The following is a 15107-nucleotide window of genomic DNA, read 5'->3' on the forward strand; positions in this document are numbered from 1 at the left end:
CGTTGGGCATCTTGCGCTCCTCTCTTGAACACCAGCGCGGAGATCACCGCGAGCACGAAATAGCCCAGTGCCAGACACCACAGCCTGAACCAGTCATGCGAGACCTCCCAGATGCTTGCGCCGAGCTGGTTGATGCGCACGAGGCCGTCGATCGCCGAGTCGGCCGGAAACAGCCGGCCGAGTGCGGTGGCCGCAGGGGGGATCGCCTCACGCGGCCATGCGAAGCCGGCGGTGAAGAATTGCGGCAGGCTGGTCGCCAGCAGCAGGATGGTGGCGTTTTCCGGCCGCGTGAACCAGGCGCCGATCGCCTGTCCCATGAAGCTCGTCGCCAGCAGGAAGACGGTCGCCAGCGCGAAGATCTGCGGCAGATGTCCAAGCGTGGAAAAGCCATAGATCCGCGGCAGCACGATCAGATAGAGTGCGAGCGCCGGCAGATAGATGGTCAGATGGGCAACGCCGCGCCCGAACACGCCCGCGACCGTGCTGCGGGAGTTTGCCAGCGCCGTGCCGGTCAGCATCGCCGCGCCGATCAGCAGCGTCTGTTGCAGGATCAGGATGAACGCCGCCGGGACGATGTAGCTGGCATAGCCGCCGACCGGGTTGAAGATCGGTTGCAGCAGGACGTTGGCCGGGCTGATGCTCGCGAGCTTGGCCTTGACCAGACTGCCGTCGGCGCGGGCGCCCCGCGACACCAGCTCGGATGTCAGCGTGCCGATCGCGGTGGCGACCGCGCCCGCGGTCGACCTGAAGATGAACAGATAGGTCGCGTCGGCATAGACCGGGATGTGCGCCGTCAGGCCCTTGAGCACGTCGCGTTCGGTGCCGGGCGGGATCTGCACGGCGGCAAAGGCCTGGCCGCGGTCGATGGCGGTGCGCGCCTCTGCGAGCGTGCGGGCGCGAACCGTCACGCTCAACGTGCCGCTCGCATCCAGCGTCTCGACGATTTGGCGAGAGAGATCGCTGAGATCATTGTCGACGACCGCAATGGGCAGCTTGCGCAGGATCTGGTTTAGATAGGGTTGCGGATAATAGATGCCGTAGACCAGCGGAGCCAGGAACAGCAGGCTGAAGGCGCTGCGCGTTCCAAGCACGCGCCGCCACTCCGCCATGAACGCCCCGCCGACCCCGCGTGGCGTTTCTTCGTTGACGATCGGCTCAGTCGGCCGCGCCGTCGTGAACCAGCCCCTGCGCGTCAGGCTCGCCATGCGCAGCAATGCCAGCGCGGCAAACAGCAGCGCGAGGCCCGCGAGCGCGGCGAACGGGACCGCCGATTCAGAGGCCGGCAATCCGCGCGCCGCCTGTCCCATCAGGACCGCCATGTACCAGCGCAGCGGCAGGATCGCGCTCCAGACTTGCGCAAACGTATTCATGCCGATGGTGGGAAAGCCGACACCGGCATAGCCGAAGGCGGGGGAGGCGATCAGGCCTGCAAGTCCGAGCCCCGTCGCGAGGTCGCCGACCAGGAGCTGCAGCAGCGCGCCGAGCGACAGATAGGCAATGATCAGCAGCAGGCCCGCGGCGATCATCAGCAGCGTATCGCCCTTGAAGGGAATCTGCAACACGCCCTCGAGGACCAGCGGCTGGGCCAGCATGATCAGGATGAAGAGAACGAACAGCGGCGCCAGCTTGCCGGCGAGCGCGGCGATCGGATCGCCGCCGGCGCTTTCGAGCCATTCCCGCGCGTTGCGGCGGCGGAATTCGGAGCCGACCGAATAGCCCGCGGCGAGCGTGATCACCACGTGGATGATGGTCGGCAGCAGCGCGCGCAACAGGAACTGGGCGTAGTTCTTCTGCGGATTGACCAGTGCGATGGTCTCCGCGCTCAGCGTGCCGATCGAGGCCGCCGCGGGTGCGGCGCGGCCGGCGGGCGCGGCGGCGTTCGCCGCGGCGGACAGCGCATCGTTCAGGCCGGACGAGGCGATGCCGGCCGCGGTCAGGAATTGCTGGTTGTAGAAGCCGACCACCTGCGGGCGGCGATCGGCCTTGAGGTCGCGTTCGAAATTCGGCGGGATGAAGATCGCCGAAATCGCCTTGCCGGACCGGATGTCCTGCACGGCTGATGACAGCGAGCCGGAGTCGTCGACGATTCTCAGGCTCGGAGACGCCGCCACATGCTGCGTCAGCGCGCGCGAGGTATCCGACTTGTCGCTGTCGACGATGGTGACGCCGAGGCCCCGGATCACCGGTTGGCTGAACACGGTGGTGAGCACCACGAAGGCAAACAGCGGCACGCCGAAGATCAGCAGCAATGCGACGCGGTCGCGGAACAGCCACCGGCACTCGCGCTGTGCGACCAGCCAGAAGCCGGGTTTCGTCGCCAGCCTCATTGACGCGACCGCCAGTCGAGATAGGCGCTCATGCCCGGCCGCAGTTCGGGCACCGGCTGGACCGGATAGGCGCGGATCGAGAATGTCCGCAGGTCGAAATCGCCGGTGGCGCGGGTGGCCCGCCAGCTCGCATATTCGCCCTTGGTTGCGATCAGCTTGACCTCGACCGTGACATGGCGGTCGTCGAGCGCGGGGATGCGGACATCGAACTTGTCGCCGACTTTCAAGCCCTTCACCAGATCCTCGCGCAGATCGAAGTGGATCCACAGATCGCCGAGATTGATCAGCGTCACCAGCGGCACGCCCGGCGACACGAACTCGCCCGGCTCTACGTTGCGCTGATAGACCTGCGCGGCGACGGGAGCGTAAACCGCGAGCTGATCGATGACCGATTGGACACTCTGGATGTCCGCTTCGGCCTTCTCGACATTCGCCTTGGCAATCGCGCGTTCTTCCTTGGTGTAGCCGTTGACCGCCTGCTCATAGGCCGATTTCGCCTGATCGAGCCCGCGCTCGGCCTCGTGCAGCGCATCGGTGGTCTGATCGAGGCGGGCCTGCGGCGCGTTGCCTTGCTCGGTCAAAGTCTTGGCGCGATCGAAGGTCTTTTGCGCCAGCACCTGTGCGGCTTCGGCGCGCTGCATCTCCGCCTTGCGTGCGGCTATGGTCTCCACCCGCGTGCCAACCATGACATTGGCGAGCTGCGCATCCGCAACGGCCTTCGCCGCCCGCATCTGGTCTTGTTTGGCGAGCGTTTCCGGGTTGTCGATGCTCACCAGCACGGCGCCTGCGGGAACGTTCTGACCGCGCTCGACCGGGATCTCCTTGACCCGTCCGTCGACGCGCGCGGCGATATCGAGCCGCGTTGCATCGACCTCGCCCTGCACGAGCAGCGGCTCGGGCCGCAGCAGATAGTAGACAGACAGCGCAACGATGACGGCTGCAACGACGCCGACAATGATGGCCGGGGTGCGCGTTGCAGCGTGCGCATTCTCCTGGCGCGTTGCTTGTGGCGGCTGCGGCGTGCTTTGGCTCTCGCTACCAGAAGGTGACACGTCCATAGCTGACCCCACATTCGCGCATGACCAGGATAGTCATTCACTATGGCGTGGATGTTAAATCCTGCCAACCTCGGCCGCTTGTCCGATCTTGCTCGAATTTGACCGGTTCGAAAGCAAGCGCATCGCGGCGCTGCGATCGCGTTTCAATGTTTCAGATCGATCTGCGCTTGCGATCGGCAGCGCCGGCTGACGCGGCGCCGGTGCCGGTCGCGCCGCGCGGACAGACCGGCCTTGCCGGCCGCGCATGGCGCCGCCGGTCACACGGATATTTGAAGCCGCGCGCCCGAATAAATCGCATCCGATTAAATCGGGATACTTGAAGACCGGTCGTTCCATGCCTTTATCAGGCGCGAACGAATTAATCGTATGCGATCTAAATCGCAGGAGCGTTGCCATGACCACCAGGATTTCCCACCTCGCAAGGACGTTCAAAACCATCGCGCTGGCAGCAGTGCTGTCGGCTATCGCGGCGACGGCGGCCTCGGCCCAGGCCGCGATCTCGGAGCCCGCCGCCTACCAGGCGCTCTATCCCTATCGCGACGTGCTCAATAACGGTGCGCCGACGCCTGCGGCCAGGCTGGTGCTGCTACCGCCCGCGGTGCTGCAGCGGCTTCAGGCCCAGGAGAGCGGTATCGGCATCGGCGAGGTGCCGCGCCACGGTTCGCATCGCGCCGGGCGCTGAAGCTGCCGTCCAGATGCGGATCGCGCGTCCGTGATTGAATGATGCGTGTCATTCAATTGACGTTCGGTTCGCGCCGACTACGTCGAGATACAGGACTTTCCCTTCTGACGGAGACGTTCCATGACCAAGCAGATCGACGACCTCTCGAGGCATTATCGCTATGAGCTCGTGCACGGCGACCACGCCGATTTCATCGCCTATCAACGCAATCTGGGCGATGGCGTCTGGCAGACCTATTCGACCTGGATGATCCCGGGCGCGAACGGCGACTAGGCGCGATCTCGGCTGACGCGGCGGTGGCCGAAGCCTGTCGCGCAAAGAAAAACGCGCCCGGTGCAGCCGGGCGCGTTTTCTTTTCCACCGTCATCGGGCGCGGGCTAGGGCGACCGGATCGCCCACAGCGGCGTGTTCGTCAGTTCGACTTCACCAGCGGGCAGCCGCCCTTGTCGAGCGGACGGAAGGCTTCGTCGCCGGGTACGGTTGCGATCAGCTTGTAGAGGTCCCATTCGCCCTTGGATTCCTCGGGCTTCTTGGTCTCGAACAGATACATGTCGTGAACCATGCGGCCGTCGATCCGGATATGGCCGTTCTTGGCGAAGAAGTCGTTGATCGGCGTCTTGCGCATCTGCTCCATGACCTTCGGCGCCTCGTCGGTACCGATCGCGTCGATCGCCTTCAGGTAATGCATGGTCGCGGAATAGAGGCCGGCCTGGATCATGGTCGGCATGTGGCCGACTTTTTCGTTGAAGCGCTTCGAGAAGGCGCGGGTCTCGTCGTTCATGTCCCAGTAGAACGCGTCGGTGACGATCAGGCCCTGCGTCGCTTTCAGGCCCAGCGCATGGGTATCGGTGATTTCCATCAGCAGCGCGATCAGCTTCTGGCCGCCCTGGCTCAGGCCGAACTCGGCGGCCTGCTTCAGCGCGGTGGTGGTGTCGCCGCCGGCATTCGCCAGCGCCACGACCTTGGCCTTCGAGGCCTGCGCCTGCAGCAGGAAGGACGAGAAGTCCGACGAGTTGAGCGGATGGCGCACGTCGCCCAGTACCTTGCCGCCGGTCTCCTTGACGACGTTGGCGGCGTCGCGCTCCAGCGCCATGCCGAAGGCGTAGTCGGCGGTGACGAAGAACCAGGTGTCCTCGCCGCGCTTGACCATCGCCTTGCCGGCGACGTTCGACAGCGCGTAGGTGTCGTAGGTCCAGTGCACGGTGTTGGGCGAGCAGGCGGTGCCGGTGATGTCGGAGGAGCCGCCGCCGGAATTGATGTGGATCTTGTTCTTCTCGCGCGTCAGCGCCGAGATCGGCAGCGCGACCGACGAGGTCGGCACGTCAAGAATCGCATCGACCTTCTCGTTGTCGTACCAGTTGCGCGCGATGCTGACGCCAACGTCGGGCTTGTTCTGATGATCGGCCACGACGACTTGCACCGGCTTGCCCTTCACCTTGGCGCCGTAGTCTGCGACCGCCATTTCGACCGCTGCAACCGAGCCCTTGCCGGTGGCGTCCGCATAGAGGCTCGACATATCGGTGAGAACGCCGATCTTGACGACGTCATCGGAGATCTGGGCGTGAGCCGCGGTGCCGGAGGCCGCAAGCGCGAGGCCGGCCGCTGCTGCGGCCAAGAGCGATTTCATCGTGTTTGTCTCCCTGACTTTTCGTTGGTTGCTTCCACCGGGCACCTTCTATCCGGTGCGGCAACCTGTCGCAAAGACGACTTTTTGGGCATATGCCGCTGTCGCTGCTCGATCAGCGGAGTGCCGCTTTACCTCGCCCCGCTTGCGGGGAGAGGTCGGATTGCGAAGCAATCCGGGTGAGGGGGTACAGGTCCTTCCGATCGCACCGCCTGGTGGAGAGAGCCCCTCACCCCGACCCTCTCCCCGCGAAGGGCGGGGAGAGGGAGAAGACTACAGCGCGGGCAGCGCCGTCACGGCGGCCTTGATGGTGCCGTCGGTTTCCACGATCACCCGGAGCGTCTTCGAATCGAACGCGATGCCGGCAAGGCGGATGCTGTTGACCTCGGCGTCGACGCGGATGCCTTCCTCGTTCTTCTGCAGGTCGGCGATCGCGGTGGCGATCTTGCGCTGCGCGTTGGTCGCGAATGGCTTCAGGTCGACGACCATCCGGTCTGCGAGCGCCTGCTGCATGTGCGGGATCGCAGCCCGCGCGGCGGCGCCGAGCAGGCCGAACGCCGCCTCGGACTCGACCGCCAGCTCGACGTCGGCGAGCCGCAGCGTCTGCGCCGCCTGGTCGAGCCGCGGCCGGCCCCAGATGTGGACGGTCGCCTCGGCGCCCAAACCGAAGAAGCTTTTCTTCTCCTTGGCGTGCACCAACAGCGAGATCAGAAGCCGGTCGCCGGAGGCGGCGATGCTCGCACTCTTGACGGTGACGTCGACCGGGCCGGAGCCGTCCTCGGGGAAGGTCTTGCCCTTCAGCTGCGCCTCGACGAGCTGCGTCAGCGTGGTGAACGACAGGTCGACCGGCAGGCCGATCGCGACCTGGCTCGGCATCGGCGGCACGATCGAGAGCTTGTCGGGGAACGGGCAGTTCGGGGTGGTCTGCGTCTCGGTGATCCGCGTCTCGGCCTCGATCCCCATCGTCAGCATCATCGAGGACGCATCGACCTTCGGCTGCGCGGCGATCGCGCGGGTCGGTCGCAGCTCGAGCCACATCGGCGGCATCGACGAGGTGCCGCCGGTGCCCTGCAGCGGGATCGAGCGGCAGGCCTTGGTCCATTGCGCGCGGGCGTTGTTCTGGAACACCGGATCGTTGCGCAATCGCGCCTCGACCGCGGAGATCTGATCGGCGACCGCCTTGTCGATGACCGGCTTGACCTGGGCCGGCACGCTGATGCGGACGCCGGCGGCCGACAGGCTGGTGTCGCCGAGATTGACCTGGGCCTGCAGGTTCGGCTCGATCCGCCAGGACGCGCCGAGCTTCGGCCGCGCGGTCAGGGTGACGTTGCCCTTGATGTCGGCATTGGCGTTGACGTTCTTGATGTTCACGGAGCCGATCTGCTTGGCGACATTGCCGCCGAGCAGGCTGCCGAGCGCGTTGGTGACCGCGCCCGTCGCCTTGTCCGACAGCGAGCCGGTGACCTTGAGCGTGCCGTTGATCGGGGTCGTCAGTGTCAGCAGGTCCTGCGCGCCGGTGGCCGCGATCGGACCACGTGACGCGGTCCAGCCGATGTCGGCATTTTGCAGGATCTGCTGAACAGGGTTGTCGGCCTTGCCGCCGAAGGTCTTCGGCGCGCCGCGTTCGGCGGCATCGCGGATCGCCGACAGCGCGACCGAGACCTGCGCCACGACCGTCGAGGAGCGCGGCGCCTGGGGCAGCGGCGGCAGCTGGACCAGCGGCGGCGTCTGCACCGTGACGCTCGGCGCCAGCCAATCCATGGCCTTGAGGCTGATCGCGAACGAGACCAGGACCACAGTGATGCCGAGCGCGATTGTTCTTGGATGCATCGGTAGACGCATCATTCCCCCGGATGAAAATCAACTTTGACGGGTTGTACAGGCCTCCCGACGAGGGCGCCAGTATGGCGGGATCAAGCTGCTTCAGGGGCGGAGGCGGGTGGCTGGCCTGAGATCACTTAGACGTTAATGATCTGGACGTTAACGATTGTGAACGCGGCAACGGCCCCGGCGTGATTGCCGGAGCCGTCGTCGACGTCTGGATATGTCGGGTCTAGCGGACGGCCGAGCCGAGATCGGCGCGGCGGTCGGTCATCGGCAGCACGATCACCTTGGTGCCGACGCTGACCCGCGCATAGAGGTCGGAGACATCTTCATTGGTCAGGCGCAGGCAACCGGAGGACACGCGGGTGCCGATCGTCTCCGGCGCGTTGGTGCCGTGGATGCGATAGATGGTGCCGCCGAGATACATGGCGCGGGCGCCGAGCGGATTGCCGGGGCCGCCGGCCATCTGGCGCGGCAGATAGGGCTGGCGGGCGATCATTTCCGGCGGGGGCGTCCAATCCGGCCACTCCGCCTTCTTGGTGATGGTCTGGGTGCCCGACCAGGTGAAGCCGTCGCGGCCGACGCCGATGCCGTAGCGCATGGCCTGGCCATTGCCGAGCACGAGATAGAGATAGGTGTGCGGGGTATCGATTATGATGGTGCCGGGCGCCTCGCGCGTCGGATAGGCAACGATCTGGCGGCGCAGCCGGGCGGGCAACTCGACCGAACGGTCCTCCTCCTGCACCTGCGGAATCGACTGCACCGGCGGCTGTACCGCTTGGGTCGGAGGCGTCAGGATGAAGGGGAACATCGGCAGCGGAGCGGCCGCGGCGGTATTTGCGACAGCGACTGATCCAATCGCCAGCGCACCGAAGGCGGCGGCAGCGAGACGTCCGTTCAGCTTGATGGAATTGAACATTTTCGACCCCTGTTGTTTGCGCCCTGCGCGCCAGTTCCGGCGCGTCGTTGGGTCAAACCAGTACAGGTGAGGCGTTTCAGGACGTTTGCACGAAATCGCCAAAATGGTTTCGTGGCGTTAGGGATTTGTTTCGTCCGTGTTTCGTCGCACGGTTAAGGGCGCCTTGCCGGGCAGGTTGTACCGCATCAGGACATCTATCCTGGCGCGAGGCTTGCTGTCCAAAGGCGTGGTTCGGAATGGAGCAGAAATCATGCCAGCGCCTTCGATCGGGAGCATGCTGGATCGGCAGAAAGGCTTCGGTCCCGGGTTCGATTTTATCCGTGTTGCGCTCGCGATCGCCGTGGTCGCGGGCCATACGCCCTATGTCGCGACTGGCAGCGGCACCTCCGATCAGGCGTGGATCATCTGGTTTCCGCAATTTGCGATCCTGGTGATGTTCTTCGCACTGAGCGGATTTCTGATCGCCGCGAGCGGGCTGCGGCTCAGCGTTAAGGAATTTCTGATCAATCGCGGCTTGCGGATCATTCCGGCACTCGCGGTCGAGATCGTGCTGTCGGCGCTGATCCTCGGGCCGATCTTCACGACGCTGCCGCTCGCCGACTATTTCACCAGCGCCGGCACCTGGAAATACTTCACGAACGTCGTCGGCCTGGTGAACTACACGCTGCCGGGCGTGTTCACCGGAAATCCCGCGCCGGAGGTCAACAGTTCGCTCTGGACCGTGCCGTTCGAATATGGCTGCTACGCTGTGATGGCGCTCATCATGGCGTTCGGGCTGCTGCGCAGACCGGCGCTGATCGTGCTCGGCGTTGTCATTCTGGTCGGCATTGGCTTTGCCGTGCAGATCACCGGGCATGCCGCCAGTCCGTCGCAACTCCCGCCCGGCGTTGCCGGCACGATGTACGACAAGATCTTCAGCACGGCGCTGTTTCTCGGTCGTGGCGCGAAATTGCCGGTCGCCTGTCTGCTCGCAATCGCAGTCTACCTCTGCCGTGACCGTATTCCCTATGACGGGCGCATTCTCGCCGCCTGCTGTGCGCTCTGCCTCGGCGCCGCACTGCTTGGGCCGGCGGCCTGGATCACCCAGCCCGTCCTCAATGCCGTCGTCGCTCCGGCGCTGGTCTACATCACCGTGTTCCTCGGCGTCTCCAATCTGCCGCGGCTGCCGCTGTTCTCGAAGGGCGACTACTCCTACGGCATCTACCTGTATGGCTTTCCGATGCAGCAGGTGGTGAAAGTGTGGCTGCCGAATGCGTCGCTGATCGTGCAGTTCGCCGTCGCGCTGGTGCTGATCACGGCGTTTGCGGCATTCTCCTGGCACTGGATCGAGAAGCCGGTCCTGAAGCTGCGCCGCCATTTCTCCTTCGTGGCGCGCAGGCGGCTCGAGCCGGACGAGATGGTCAAACCGCTCGAGGGGATCGGGCCGCTGGCTGTCACCGTGAGCGGCAGCCGGAGCGCGCGATCTTCCTGACGAGAAGCAACGACGCCGGCGGCGCTCAAAGGTGAATGTATCCGGCCAGTCCGTCCCACAGCAGCTTCGCCGCGGTGACGACGAGAATGGCGTAGCAGGTGCGGTACAGCGCGCGCTGGTCGAGGCGTTCGTGCAGCCGCCATCCGGCCCAGACGCCGACCGGCACGGCCGGCACGCAAAGCGCCATCAATATCCACAGGCTTCGCGACGGCGTGGCGAGCACGAGCCACGGACCGGCCTTCAGGAGATTGCCGACCGTGAAGAACAGGCTGGTGGTGCCGGCATAGAGCGCCTTCGACATGCCGAGCGGCAACAGGTAAATCGCAAGCGGCGGCCCGCCCGAATGCGCCACCATCGTGGTGACGCCAGATGAGAGGCCGGCGAAGGTCGCCTTGATCGTCGAGCGCGGTCGCGGCTTGATCTCGCCGCCGCCGATGAACCACAGCGCGGCGAACACCAGCGTCACCACGCCCATCACGATCTCGACCGCATGCCGGTCGAGATCGCGCAGCACGAAATAGCCGAGGCCGATGCCGACGACGAGCGCGGGCAGCAGCATCGCGAGGTCGGTGCGCGACCAGGTGTCGGGCTTCCAGAACCGCAGCGCCGTGATGTCCATGACGACGAACAGCGGCGCCAGCAGCGCGCCGGCCGCAATCGGGTCCATCGCCAGCGAGAGCAGCGGAATGCCGACGATGGCGAAGCCGCCGCCGAACGCGCCCTTCATGAAGGCGATCAGGAAGACTGCGGCCAGCGCGACCGCGAGTACGAACGGCGCGGGCATGTCAACGATGATGGACGTGGTCATAATGTCGTGCGGAGCGTTGTGGTCGTACTCAACATGGCGACGCGCATATGCACGCGCAATCCAAACATTGCTCTCGGTACACATTGCTCTCGGTGCAATCGGCGTGCGTGCCTAGCCGGCCCGTATCCTCGGCAGGCCCGGCCTGTCGCCATTGATCACGGCGCGGCGGTCGGAGACGGCGTGATGGAATTGCTCGAGCGTCAGCCCGATCGCCGAGAGATCGCCTTCCTCGATCGCGCCGTCGTCGTAGCAATCGAGCGCCTCGCGCAGCAGCGCGTCGGCGTCGCCCTGCATTGCGGCGAGTTCCTCCGCCGTCTCGGCGCCGCGTACCCGCGCGATCAGCTTCAGCAGATTGTCGCGGTGGGTGATGTACTGCTCGCGCTCGTCGCGCTTCGCGTAGTGGCGCAGCCAGGCGCCCGCCGAGCCGAGGCCGGAGACCAGCAGGATGCCGCCCCAGATGTAGTCGGAGTATTTTTCGAGGAAGGTGCGCTCGGTACCGTCGATGTAGGCGGCCGCGCCCTGATGCGCCGGCAGCGCGGCATCCTTGTCGGTGTCAGGCTTCTCGATCTTGGCGGCGGCCGGCAGGTCGCGCGCGACCTGGAGTCGCTGCGTGAACAATTGCCGATCGAGCGTGCCGACGGTCGATTCGTGCAGCGTGTGCTGCGCGATGATAAGGTGATTGACGCCGACGGTCTCGACCTTGTCCTCGGGGCGCGCGGGCGAGGAGGAGAAGATGCTGCCGGCGATCTCCTCGGACTCGTAGAGCGGATGCTTCTGCGCGATCGCTTCCGAGACGTCGATGGGGAGGAACTTCGGCTCGCCGCGCGCCGCCGCGGTCGCAGCGATGGCCTCGGCCGTCACCTTGCTGTCGAGCGGCCCGACGGTCATGTAGGCATCGAGCGACGAATCGCGCGCGAGATCGGCGACCTTGTTGACGGCGAACTGAGTGATCGTGACCTTGTCGGGGTTGACGCCGGACTCGGTCAGGATCACGCGCAGCAGCGTGACGTTGGCCTGGGTGCTGCCGACGACGCCGACCTTGTGGCCGGGGAGATCGTCGATGCTCTTGATCTTCGCAGACCGCGGCTTGCCTTTGCCGCCTGACGGCGCCCACAGCACAACGACATTCTTGCGCAGGATCGCAACCGATTCGGCGCTCGCCGGCAGATTGAGGTCGCCGCGCACGACCGCGAGGTCGACCTTGTTGGCAGCGAACAGCGCAATGCTTTCGTCGGCGCCCTGTGTCGTCACCGGCTTCAGCCGCACCGAACTGCCGTCGCGCGCAAACGCGTGCGCGAAGCCCTGGATGAGTTTGACGTCCTCGCTGCCGGTCGGGCCGACCGCGATCGAGAGCGTTGTCGAACGCAGACCGTAGAACAGCGCGGCAGCGGCGGCGGCGAACACGAGCATGCCGGCCGCGAGGATCAGGAACGACGAGTTTCGCCGTTTGAGCCTGCGGCGCGCGGTGCCGGGATTTTCAGTCTGCTCTGACATCTGATTGACATGTTACACGAAAAACCGGCGGTTTGCCCTGAAAAACAACCTAACATTTCGATGACGTCATACGTTTGAAACATCCATGTCAGAACGTCGTGCGAGCAGAATCAAGATTAACGATTTGGATCTCCTGCAATGCGCATACTCGTTGCGACCGATGCCTGGCATCCGCAAGTCAACGGCGTGGTCCGGACGCTGACGTCGCTCGCGCGCAGCGCCGAGACGCTTGGCGCCGAGATCGAATTCCTCACCCCCGACGGTTTCCGTTCGGTCGGCGTGCCGACCTATCCGGGCCTGCGGATGGCGCTGCCGAACCGCCGCGAGATCGCGCGCCGGATCGAGGAGGCCGCGCCCGAGGCGATCCACATCGCGACCGAAGGACCGATCGGCTGGGCGGTGCGTGGCTATTGCCGTCGCAACAAGCTCGCCTTCACCACCTCCTATACAACGCGCTTCCCGGAATATGTTTCGGTGCGCACCGGCATTCCCGACAGCGTCGGCTACGCCGTGCTGCGTCACTTCCATGCGGCGGGGTCGATGACGATGGTTGCGACCGACTCGCTGCGCTCCGAGCTTGCCGAGCGCGGCTTCCGCCGGCTCGGCTTCTGGACCCGCGGCGTCGACACCAAAATTTTCAATCCGGACCAGCCGGCGCTGCTCGATCTGCCGCGGCCGATCTTCATGACCATGGGCCGCGTCGCCGTGGAGAAGAATCTCGACGCCTTCCTGTCGCTGGATCTGCCGGGCTCCAAGGTTGTGGTCGGCGACGGCCCGCAGCGGGCGGCCTTGGAACAGAAGTATCCCGACGCGATTTTCCTCGGCGAGAAGAAGGGCCAGGATTTGACCTCGCATCTCGCCGCCGCCGACGTCTTCGTGTTCCCGAGCCTGACCGACACGTTCGGCGTCGTGCAGCTCGAGGCGCTGGCCTGCGGCACGCCGGTCGCGGCGTTCCCGGTGACCGGCCCGAAGGACGTGATCGCGGATCATCCGATCGGCGCGATCGACAACGATCTGCGCTCCGCCTGCCTGCGCGCGCTGAACATGTCGCGCGCGGACTGCCGCAATTTCGCGTTGGAGCGTTCCTGGGAAAACAGTGCGCGTCAGTTCATCGGCAATCTGGCCACGTTGCAGCCGAGCCGCGCGCCGCGGCCCGCGCGCCGCGTCGCCGGCCGCAGTGCGGTTCCGAATTAACAGCTCAATCGAACGAAAGACGAGAGACTATCAATGGCTGAAATCATCAAGCTAGGCGCTGACCGTTCCATGGACTTCGACCGCGAGACGGTCGAGCAGGCCTATGACCGCTGGGCGCCGATCTACGACCTCGTGTTCGGCGGCGTTTTCAGCAAGGGCCGGCAGGCTGCGATCCAGGCCACCAACAAGATCGGCGGCCGCGTGCTCGAGGTCGGCGTCGGCACCGGCATCTCGCTGCCCCTCTACGGCCAAAATGTCCGCATCTTCGGCACCGATATCTCCGAGGCGATGCTGGAGAAGGCCAAGAAGCGCGTCGCCGAGCAGGGCCTGAAGAATGTCGAGGGTCTCGCGGTGATGGATGCCGAGAAGCTCGAATTCCCCGACAATTCGTTCGACGTCGTGATGGCGCAGTACGTGCTGTCGGCGGTGCCGAATCCGGAAGCCGCGATGGACGAGTTCGCGCGCGTGGTGAAGCCCGGCGGCGAATTGATCATCCTGACCCGCGTCAGCGCCGATGCCGGCGTCCGCCGCTTCATCGAGCAGACGCTGCAGCCGGTGGTGCGCCCGCTCGGGTTCCGGACCGCCGAATTCGCCTGGTCGCGCTACACCAAGTGGCTGGCCGGCGCGGGCGGCATGGAGCTCGCGGAACGCCGCCTGATCCCGCCGCTCGGCCATTTCTCGCTGGTCCGTTTCCGCAAGGCGGATGTGGCCAAGGCCGCCTAGCAGGTGGCCAAGCCAGGCGGCTCAGCCCGCCGGTCCTCCTGGGTGAGCTCGCCACAGCGCGCCCGAACCGGGAGGCTACGATCTCCTCCGCCTCATCCCCATGAACCTTTCCGGGATGAGGCGAGACCCTGCTCCGGTTGCGTCAAGGCGTCGCTCCGCATTGTCATATGTCATTATGATGATGTCACACGCGATACATCGAATCCCTGTAAATCCTGTCCCGAAAGATGTTGGGGGAACCAATGATCAAGAACTTCCTGCAAGAGCTGCGTACCCAGCGTTGGGATGACCATCGCTTCTACCACCACAGCCGGATCAACCAGAGCCTGCACTTCGTCAGCGCGCTGAGCTTCCTGTTCGCCTATGTGATGCTGTTCTTCGATCCGGTCGTGTCGGCGCTGGTCGGCTGGCTGGTCTCGATGACCTCGCGCCAGGCCGGTCACTTCTTCTTCGAGCCGAAGGGATATGACCACGTCAACCAGGCGACCCACGAGCACAAGGAAGACATCAAGGTCGGCTACAACCTGCAGCGCAAGGTCGTGCTGATGGCGATCTGGGCGCTCTCGCCGATGGTGCTGTACTTCGATCCGACCCTGTTCGGCCTGTTCAAGCCCTGGGTCACGATGGTCGACTTCGCCCGTCAGGTCGCGAAGATCTGGCTCGTGGTCGGTATCGGCGGCTTGCTGTTCCGCACCATCCACCTGTTCTTCATCCGCGACGTCGAGACCGGCCTCGTCTGGATGACCAAGATCATCACCGATCCCTTCAACGACCTGAAGCTCTATCACAAGGCGCCGCTGTTCCTGATGAAGGGCGAACTGATCGATCCGGGTCTCGAGAAGCACGTCAAGCACGCCTGATCGTTGCTCCAGCGCCTTCCGTCCTGCTTCCGTCACCAGATTGGCATGCGGCGATATGGGGCGGTCCGGCAACAGCGTCTCCGACGCAGTCTCGGCACTTTCTTCCTTGGTGAAGGCAACGCT

Annotated in this window: 14 protein-coding genes and 1 pseudogene; 6 read left to right on the forward strand and 9 right to left on the reverse strand. The window is 65.1% G+C overall.

Translation table 11 applies throughout. The annotated features are described in order from the left end of the window. The 3 genes from FNJ47_RS37010 to FNJ47_RS37020 form a co-directional block, all read right to left on the reverse strand. Positions 1-2327: ABC transporter permease (locus FNJ47_RS37010; RefSeq protein WP_163160816.1), on the reverse strand; the 2327-nt coding region annotated here is incomplete at its 3' end. Next, positions 2324-3385 carry an HlyD family secretion protein gene (locus FNJ47_RS37015; protein WP_163160817.1) on the reverse strand — a complete coding sequence of 354 codons (1062 nt, stop codon included), beginning with the start codon at positions 3383-3385 and terminating at the stop codon, positions 2324-2326. The genes FNJ47_RS37015 and FNJ47_RS37010, both read right to left, overlap by 4 nt. Positions 3386-3439: 54 nt before the next feature. Beyond that, positions 3440-3781: a hypothetical protein gene (locus tag FNJ47_RS37020; protein WP_163160818.1), complete on the reverse strand. Its 342-nt coding sequence runs from the start codon at positions 3779-3781 to the stop codon at positions 3440-3442. Between FNJ47_RS37020 and FNJ47_RS37025 the strand changes: the two genes are divergently transcribed. Together FNJ47_RS37025 and FNJ47_RS50020 are read left to right on the forward strand one after the other, a co-directional pair. Further along, positions 3780-4067, forward strand: coding sequence for a hypothetical protein (locus tag FNJ47_RS37025; RefSeq protein WP_163160815.1), 288 nt, complete (start codon positions 3780-3782; stop codon positions 4065-4067). The two genes, FNJ47_RS37020 and FNJ47_RS37025, sit on opposite strands and share 2 nt — an antisense overlap. Positions 4068-4187: 120 nt before the next feature. Next, a complete protein-coding gene (locus tag FNJ47_RS50020; protein ID WP_165446035.1) occupies positions 4188-4340 on the forward strand; it encodes a hypothetical protein in 153 nt (50 codons plus the stop codon). 139 nt (positions 4341-4479) lie between these two features. Here FNJ47_RS50020 and FNJ47_RS37030 read toward each other — a convergent pair whose 3' ends face one another. The 3 genes from FNJ47_RS37030 to FNJ47_RS37040 all read right to left on the reverse strand — a co-directional run bounded on the left by FNJ47_RS37030 (position 4480) and on the right by FNJ47_RS37040 (position 8434). Beyond that, positions 4480-5694, reverse strand: coding sequence for an ABC transporter substrate-binding protein (locus FNJ47_RS37030; RefSeq protein ID WP_163160819.1), 1215 nt, complete (start codon positions 5692-5694; stop codon positions 4480-4482). 270 nt (positions 5695-5964) lie between these two features. Further along, positions 5965-7533, reverse strand: coding sequence for a DUF4403 family protein (locus tag FNJ47_RS37035; RefSeq protein WP_163160820.1), 1569 nt, complete (start codon positions 7531-7533; stop codon positions 5965-5967). A 211-nt stretch (positions 7534-7744) separates the two neighbouring features. Next, positions 7745-8434 carry a L,D-transpeptidase gene (locus tag FNJ47_RS37040; RefSeq protein WP_163160821.1) on the reverse strand — a complete coding sequence of 230 codons (690 nt, stop codon included), beginning with the start codon at positions 8432-8434 and terminating at the stop codon, positions 7745-7747. A 250-nt stretch (positions 8435-8684) separates the two neighbouring features. Here FNJ47_RS37040 and FNJ47_RS37045 point away from each other — a divergent pair, with 250 nt between their 5' ends. After that, positions 8685-9905, forward strand: coding sequence for an acyltransferase family protein (locus FNJ47_RS37045; protein ID WP_165446036.1), 1221 nt, complete (start codon positions 8685-8687; stop codon positions 9903-9905). A 25-nt stretch (positions 9906-9930) separates the two neighbouring features. Here the strand turns inward: FNJ47_RS37045 and FNJ47_RS37050 are convergent, their stop codons facing one another. Next, a complete protein-coding gene (locus FNJ47_RS37050) occupies positions 9931-10713 on the reverse strand; it encodes a sulfite exporter TauE/SafE family protein (protein WP_163160822.1) in 783 nt (260 codons plus the stop codon). 111 nt (positions 10714-10824) lie between these two features. Continuing rightward, a complete protein-coding gene (locus FNJ47_RS37055) occupies positions 10825-12207 on the reverse strand; it encodes a TAXI family TRAP transporter solute-binding subunit (protein ID WP_163160823.1) in 1383 nt (460 codons plus the stop codon). 138 nt (positions 12208-12345) lie between these two features. Between FNJ47_RS37055 and FNJ47_RS37060 the strand changes: the two genes are divergently transcribed. The 3 genes from FNJ47_RS37060 to FNJ47_RS37070 all read left to right on the forward strand — a co-directional run bounded on the left by FNJ47_RS37060 (position 12346) and on the right by FNJ47_RS37070 (position 14984). Further along, a complete protein-coding gene (locus FNJ47_RS37060; protein WP_163160824.1) occupies positions 12346-13401 on the forward strand; it encodes a glycosyltransferase family 4 protein in 1056 nt (351 codons plus the stop codon). Positions 13402-13434: 33 nt separating this feature from the next. Further along, a complete protein-coding gene (locus FNJ47_RS37065; protein ID WP_163160825.1) occupies positions 13435-14124 on the forward strand; it encodes a class I SAM-dependent methyltransferase in 690 nt (229 codons plus the stop codon). 242 nt (positions 14125-14366) lie between these two features. Further along, on the forward strand, positions 14367-14984 hold the full coding sequence (locus tag FNJ47_RS37070) for a hypothetical protein (protein WP_163160826.1): 618 nt from the start codon (positions 14367-14369) through the stop codon (positions 14982-14984). Positions 14985-14990: 6 nt separating this feature from the next. On the opposite strand, the pseudogene FNJ47_RS51755 reads toward FNJ47_RS37070, so the two are convergent. Further along, positions 14991-15107: pseudogene (locus FNJ47_RS51755) on the reverse strand (transcription elongation factor GreA); the annotation flags it as partial.

This window comes from Bradyrhizobium uaiense, from assembly GCF_010811875.1.
Taxonomy (GTDB): domain Bacteria; phylum Pseudomonadota; class Alphaproteobacteria; order Rhizobiales; family Xanthobacteraceae; genus Bradyrhizobium; species Bradyrhizobium uaiense.

Bases quoted from the DNA above. Each gene is read 5' to 3' on its own strand.
- FNJ47_RS37040 (WP_163160821.1), bottom strand. From the start codon at position 8,434: ATGTTCAATTCCATCAAGCTGAACGGACGTCTCGCTGCCGCCGCCTTC.
- FNJ47_RS37020 (WP_163160818.1), bottom strand. From the start codon at position 3,781: ATGGCAACGCTCCTGCGATTTAGATCGCATACGATTAATTCGTTCGCG.
- FNJ47_RS37070 (WP_163160826.1), top strand. From the start codon at position 14,367: ATGATCAAGAACTTCCTGCAAGAGCTGCGTACCCAGCGTTGGGATGAC.
- FNJ47_RS37055 (WP_163160823.1), bottom strand. From the start codon at position 12,207: ATGTCAGAGCAGACTGAAAATCCCGGCACCGCGCGCCGCAGGCTCAAA.
- FNJ47_RS37050 (WP_163160822.1), bottom strand. From the start codon at position 10,713: ATGACCACGTCCATCATCGTTGACATGCCCGCGCCGTTCGTACTCGCG.
- FNJ47_RS37065 (WP_163160825.1), top strand. From the start codon at position 13,435: ATGGCTGAAATCATCAAGCTAGGCGCTGACCGTTCCATGGACTTCGAC.
- FNJ47_RS37030 (WP_163160819.1), bottom strand. From the start codon at position 5,694: ATGAAATCGCTCTTGGCCGCAGCAGCGGCCGGCCTCGCGCTTGCGGCC.
- FNJ47_RS37035 (WP_163160820.1), bottom strand. From the start codon at position 7,533: ATGCGTCTACCGATGCATCCAAGAACAATCGCGCTCGGCATCACTGTG.
- FNJ47_RS37060 (WP_163160824.1), top strand. From the start codon at position 12,346: ATGCGCATACTCGTTGCGACCGATGCCTGGCATCCGCAAGTCAACGGC.
- FNJ47_RS37025 (WP_163160815.1), top strand. From the start codon at position 3,780: ATGACCACCAGGATTTCCCACCTCGCAAGGACGTTCAAAACCATCGCG.
- FNJ47_RS37045 (WP_165446036.1), top strand. From the start codon at position 8,685: ATGCCAGCGCCTTCGATCGGGAGCATGCTGGATCGGCAGAAAGGCTTC.
- FNJ47_RS50020 (WP_165446035.1), top strand. From the start codon at position 4,188: ATGACCAAGCAGATCGACGACCTCTCGAGGCATTATCGCTATGAGCTC.
- FNJ47_RS37015 (WP_163160817.1), bottom strand. From the start codon at position 3,385: ATGGACGTGTCACCTTCTGGTAGCGAGAGCCAAAGCACGCCGCAGCCG.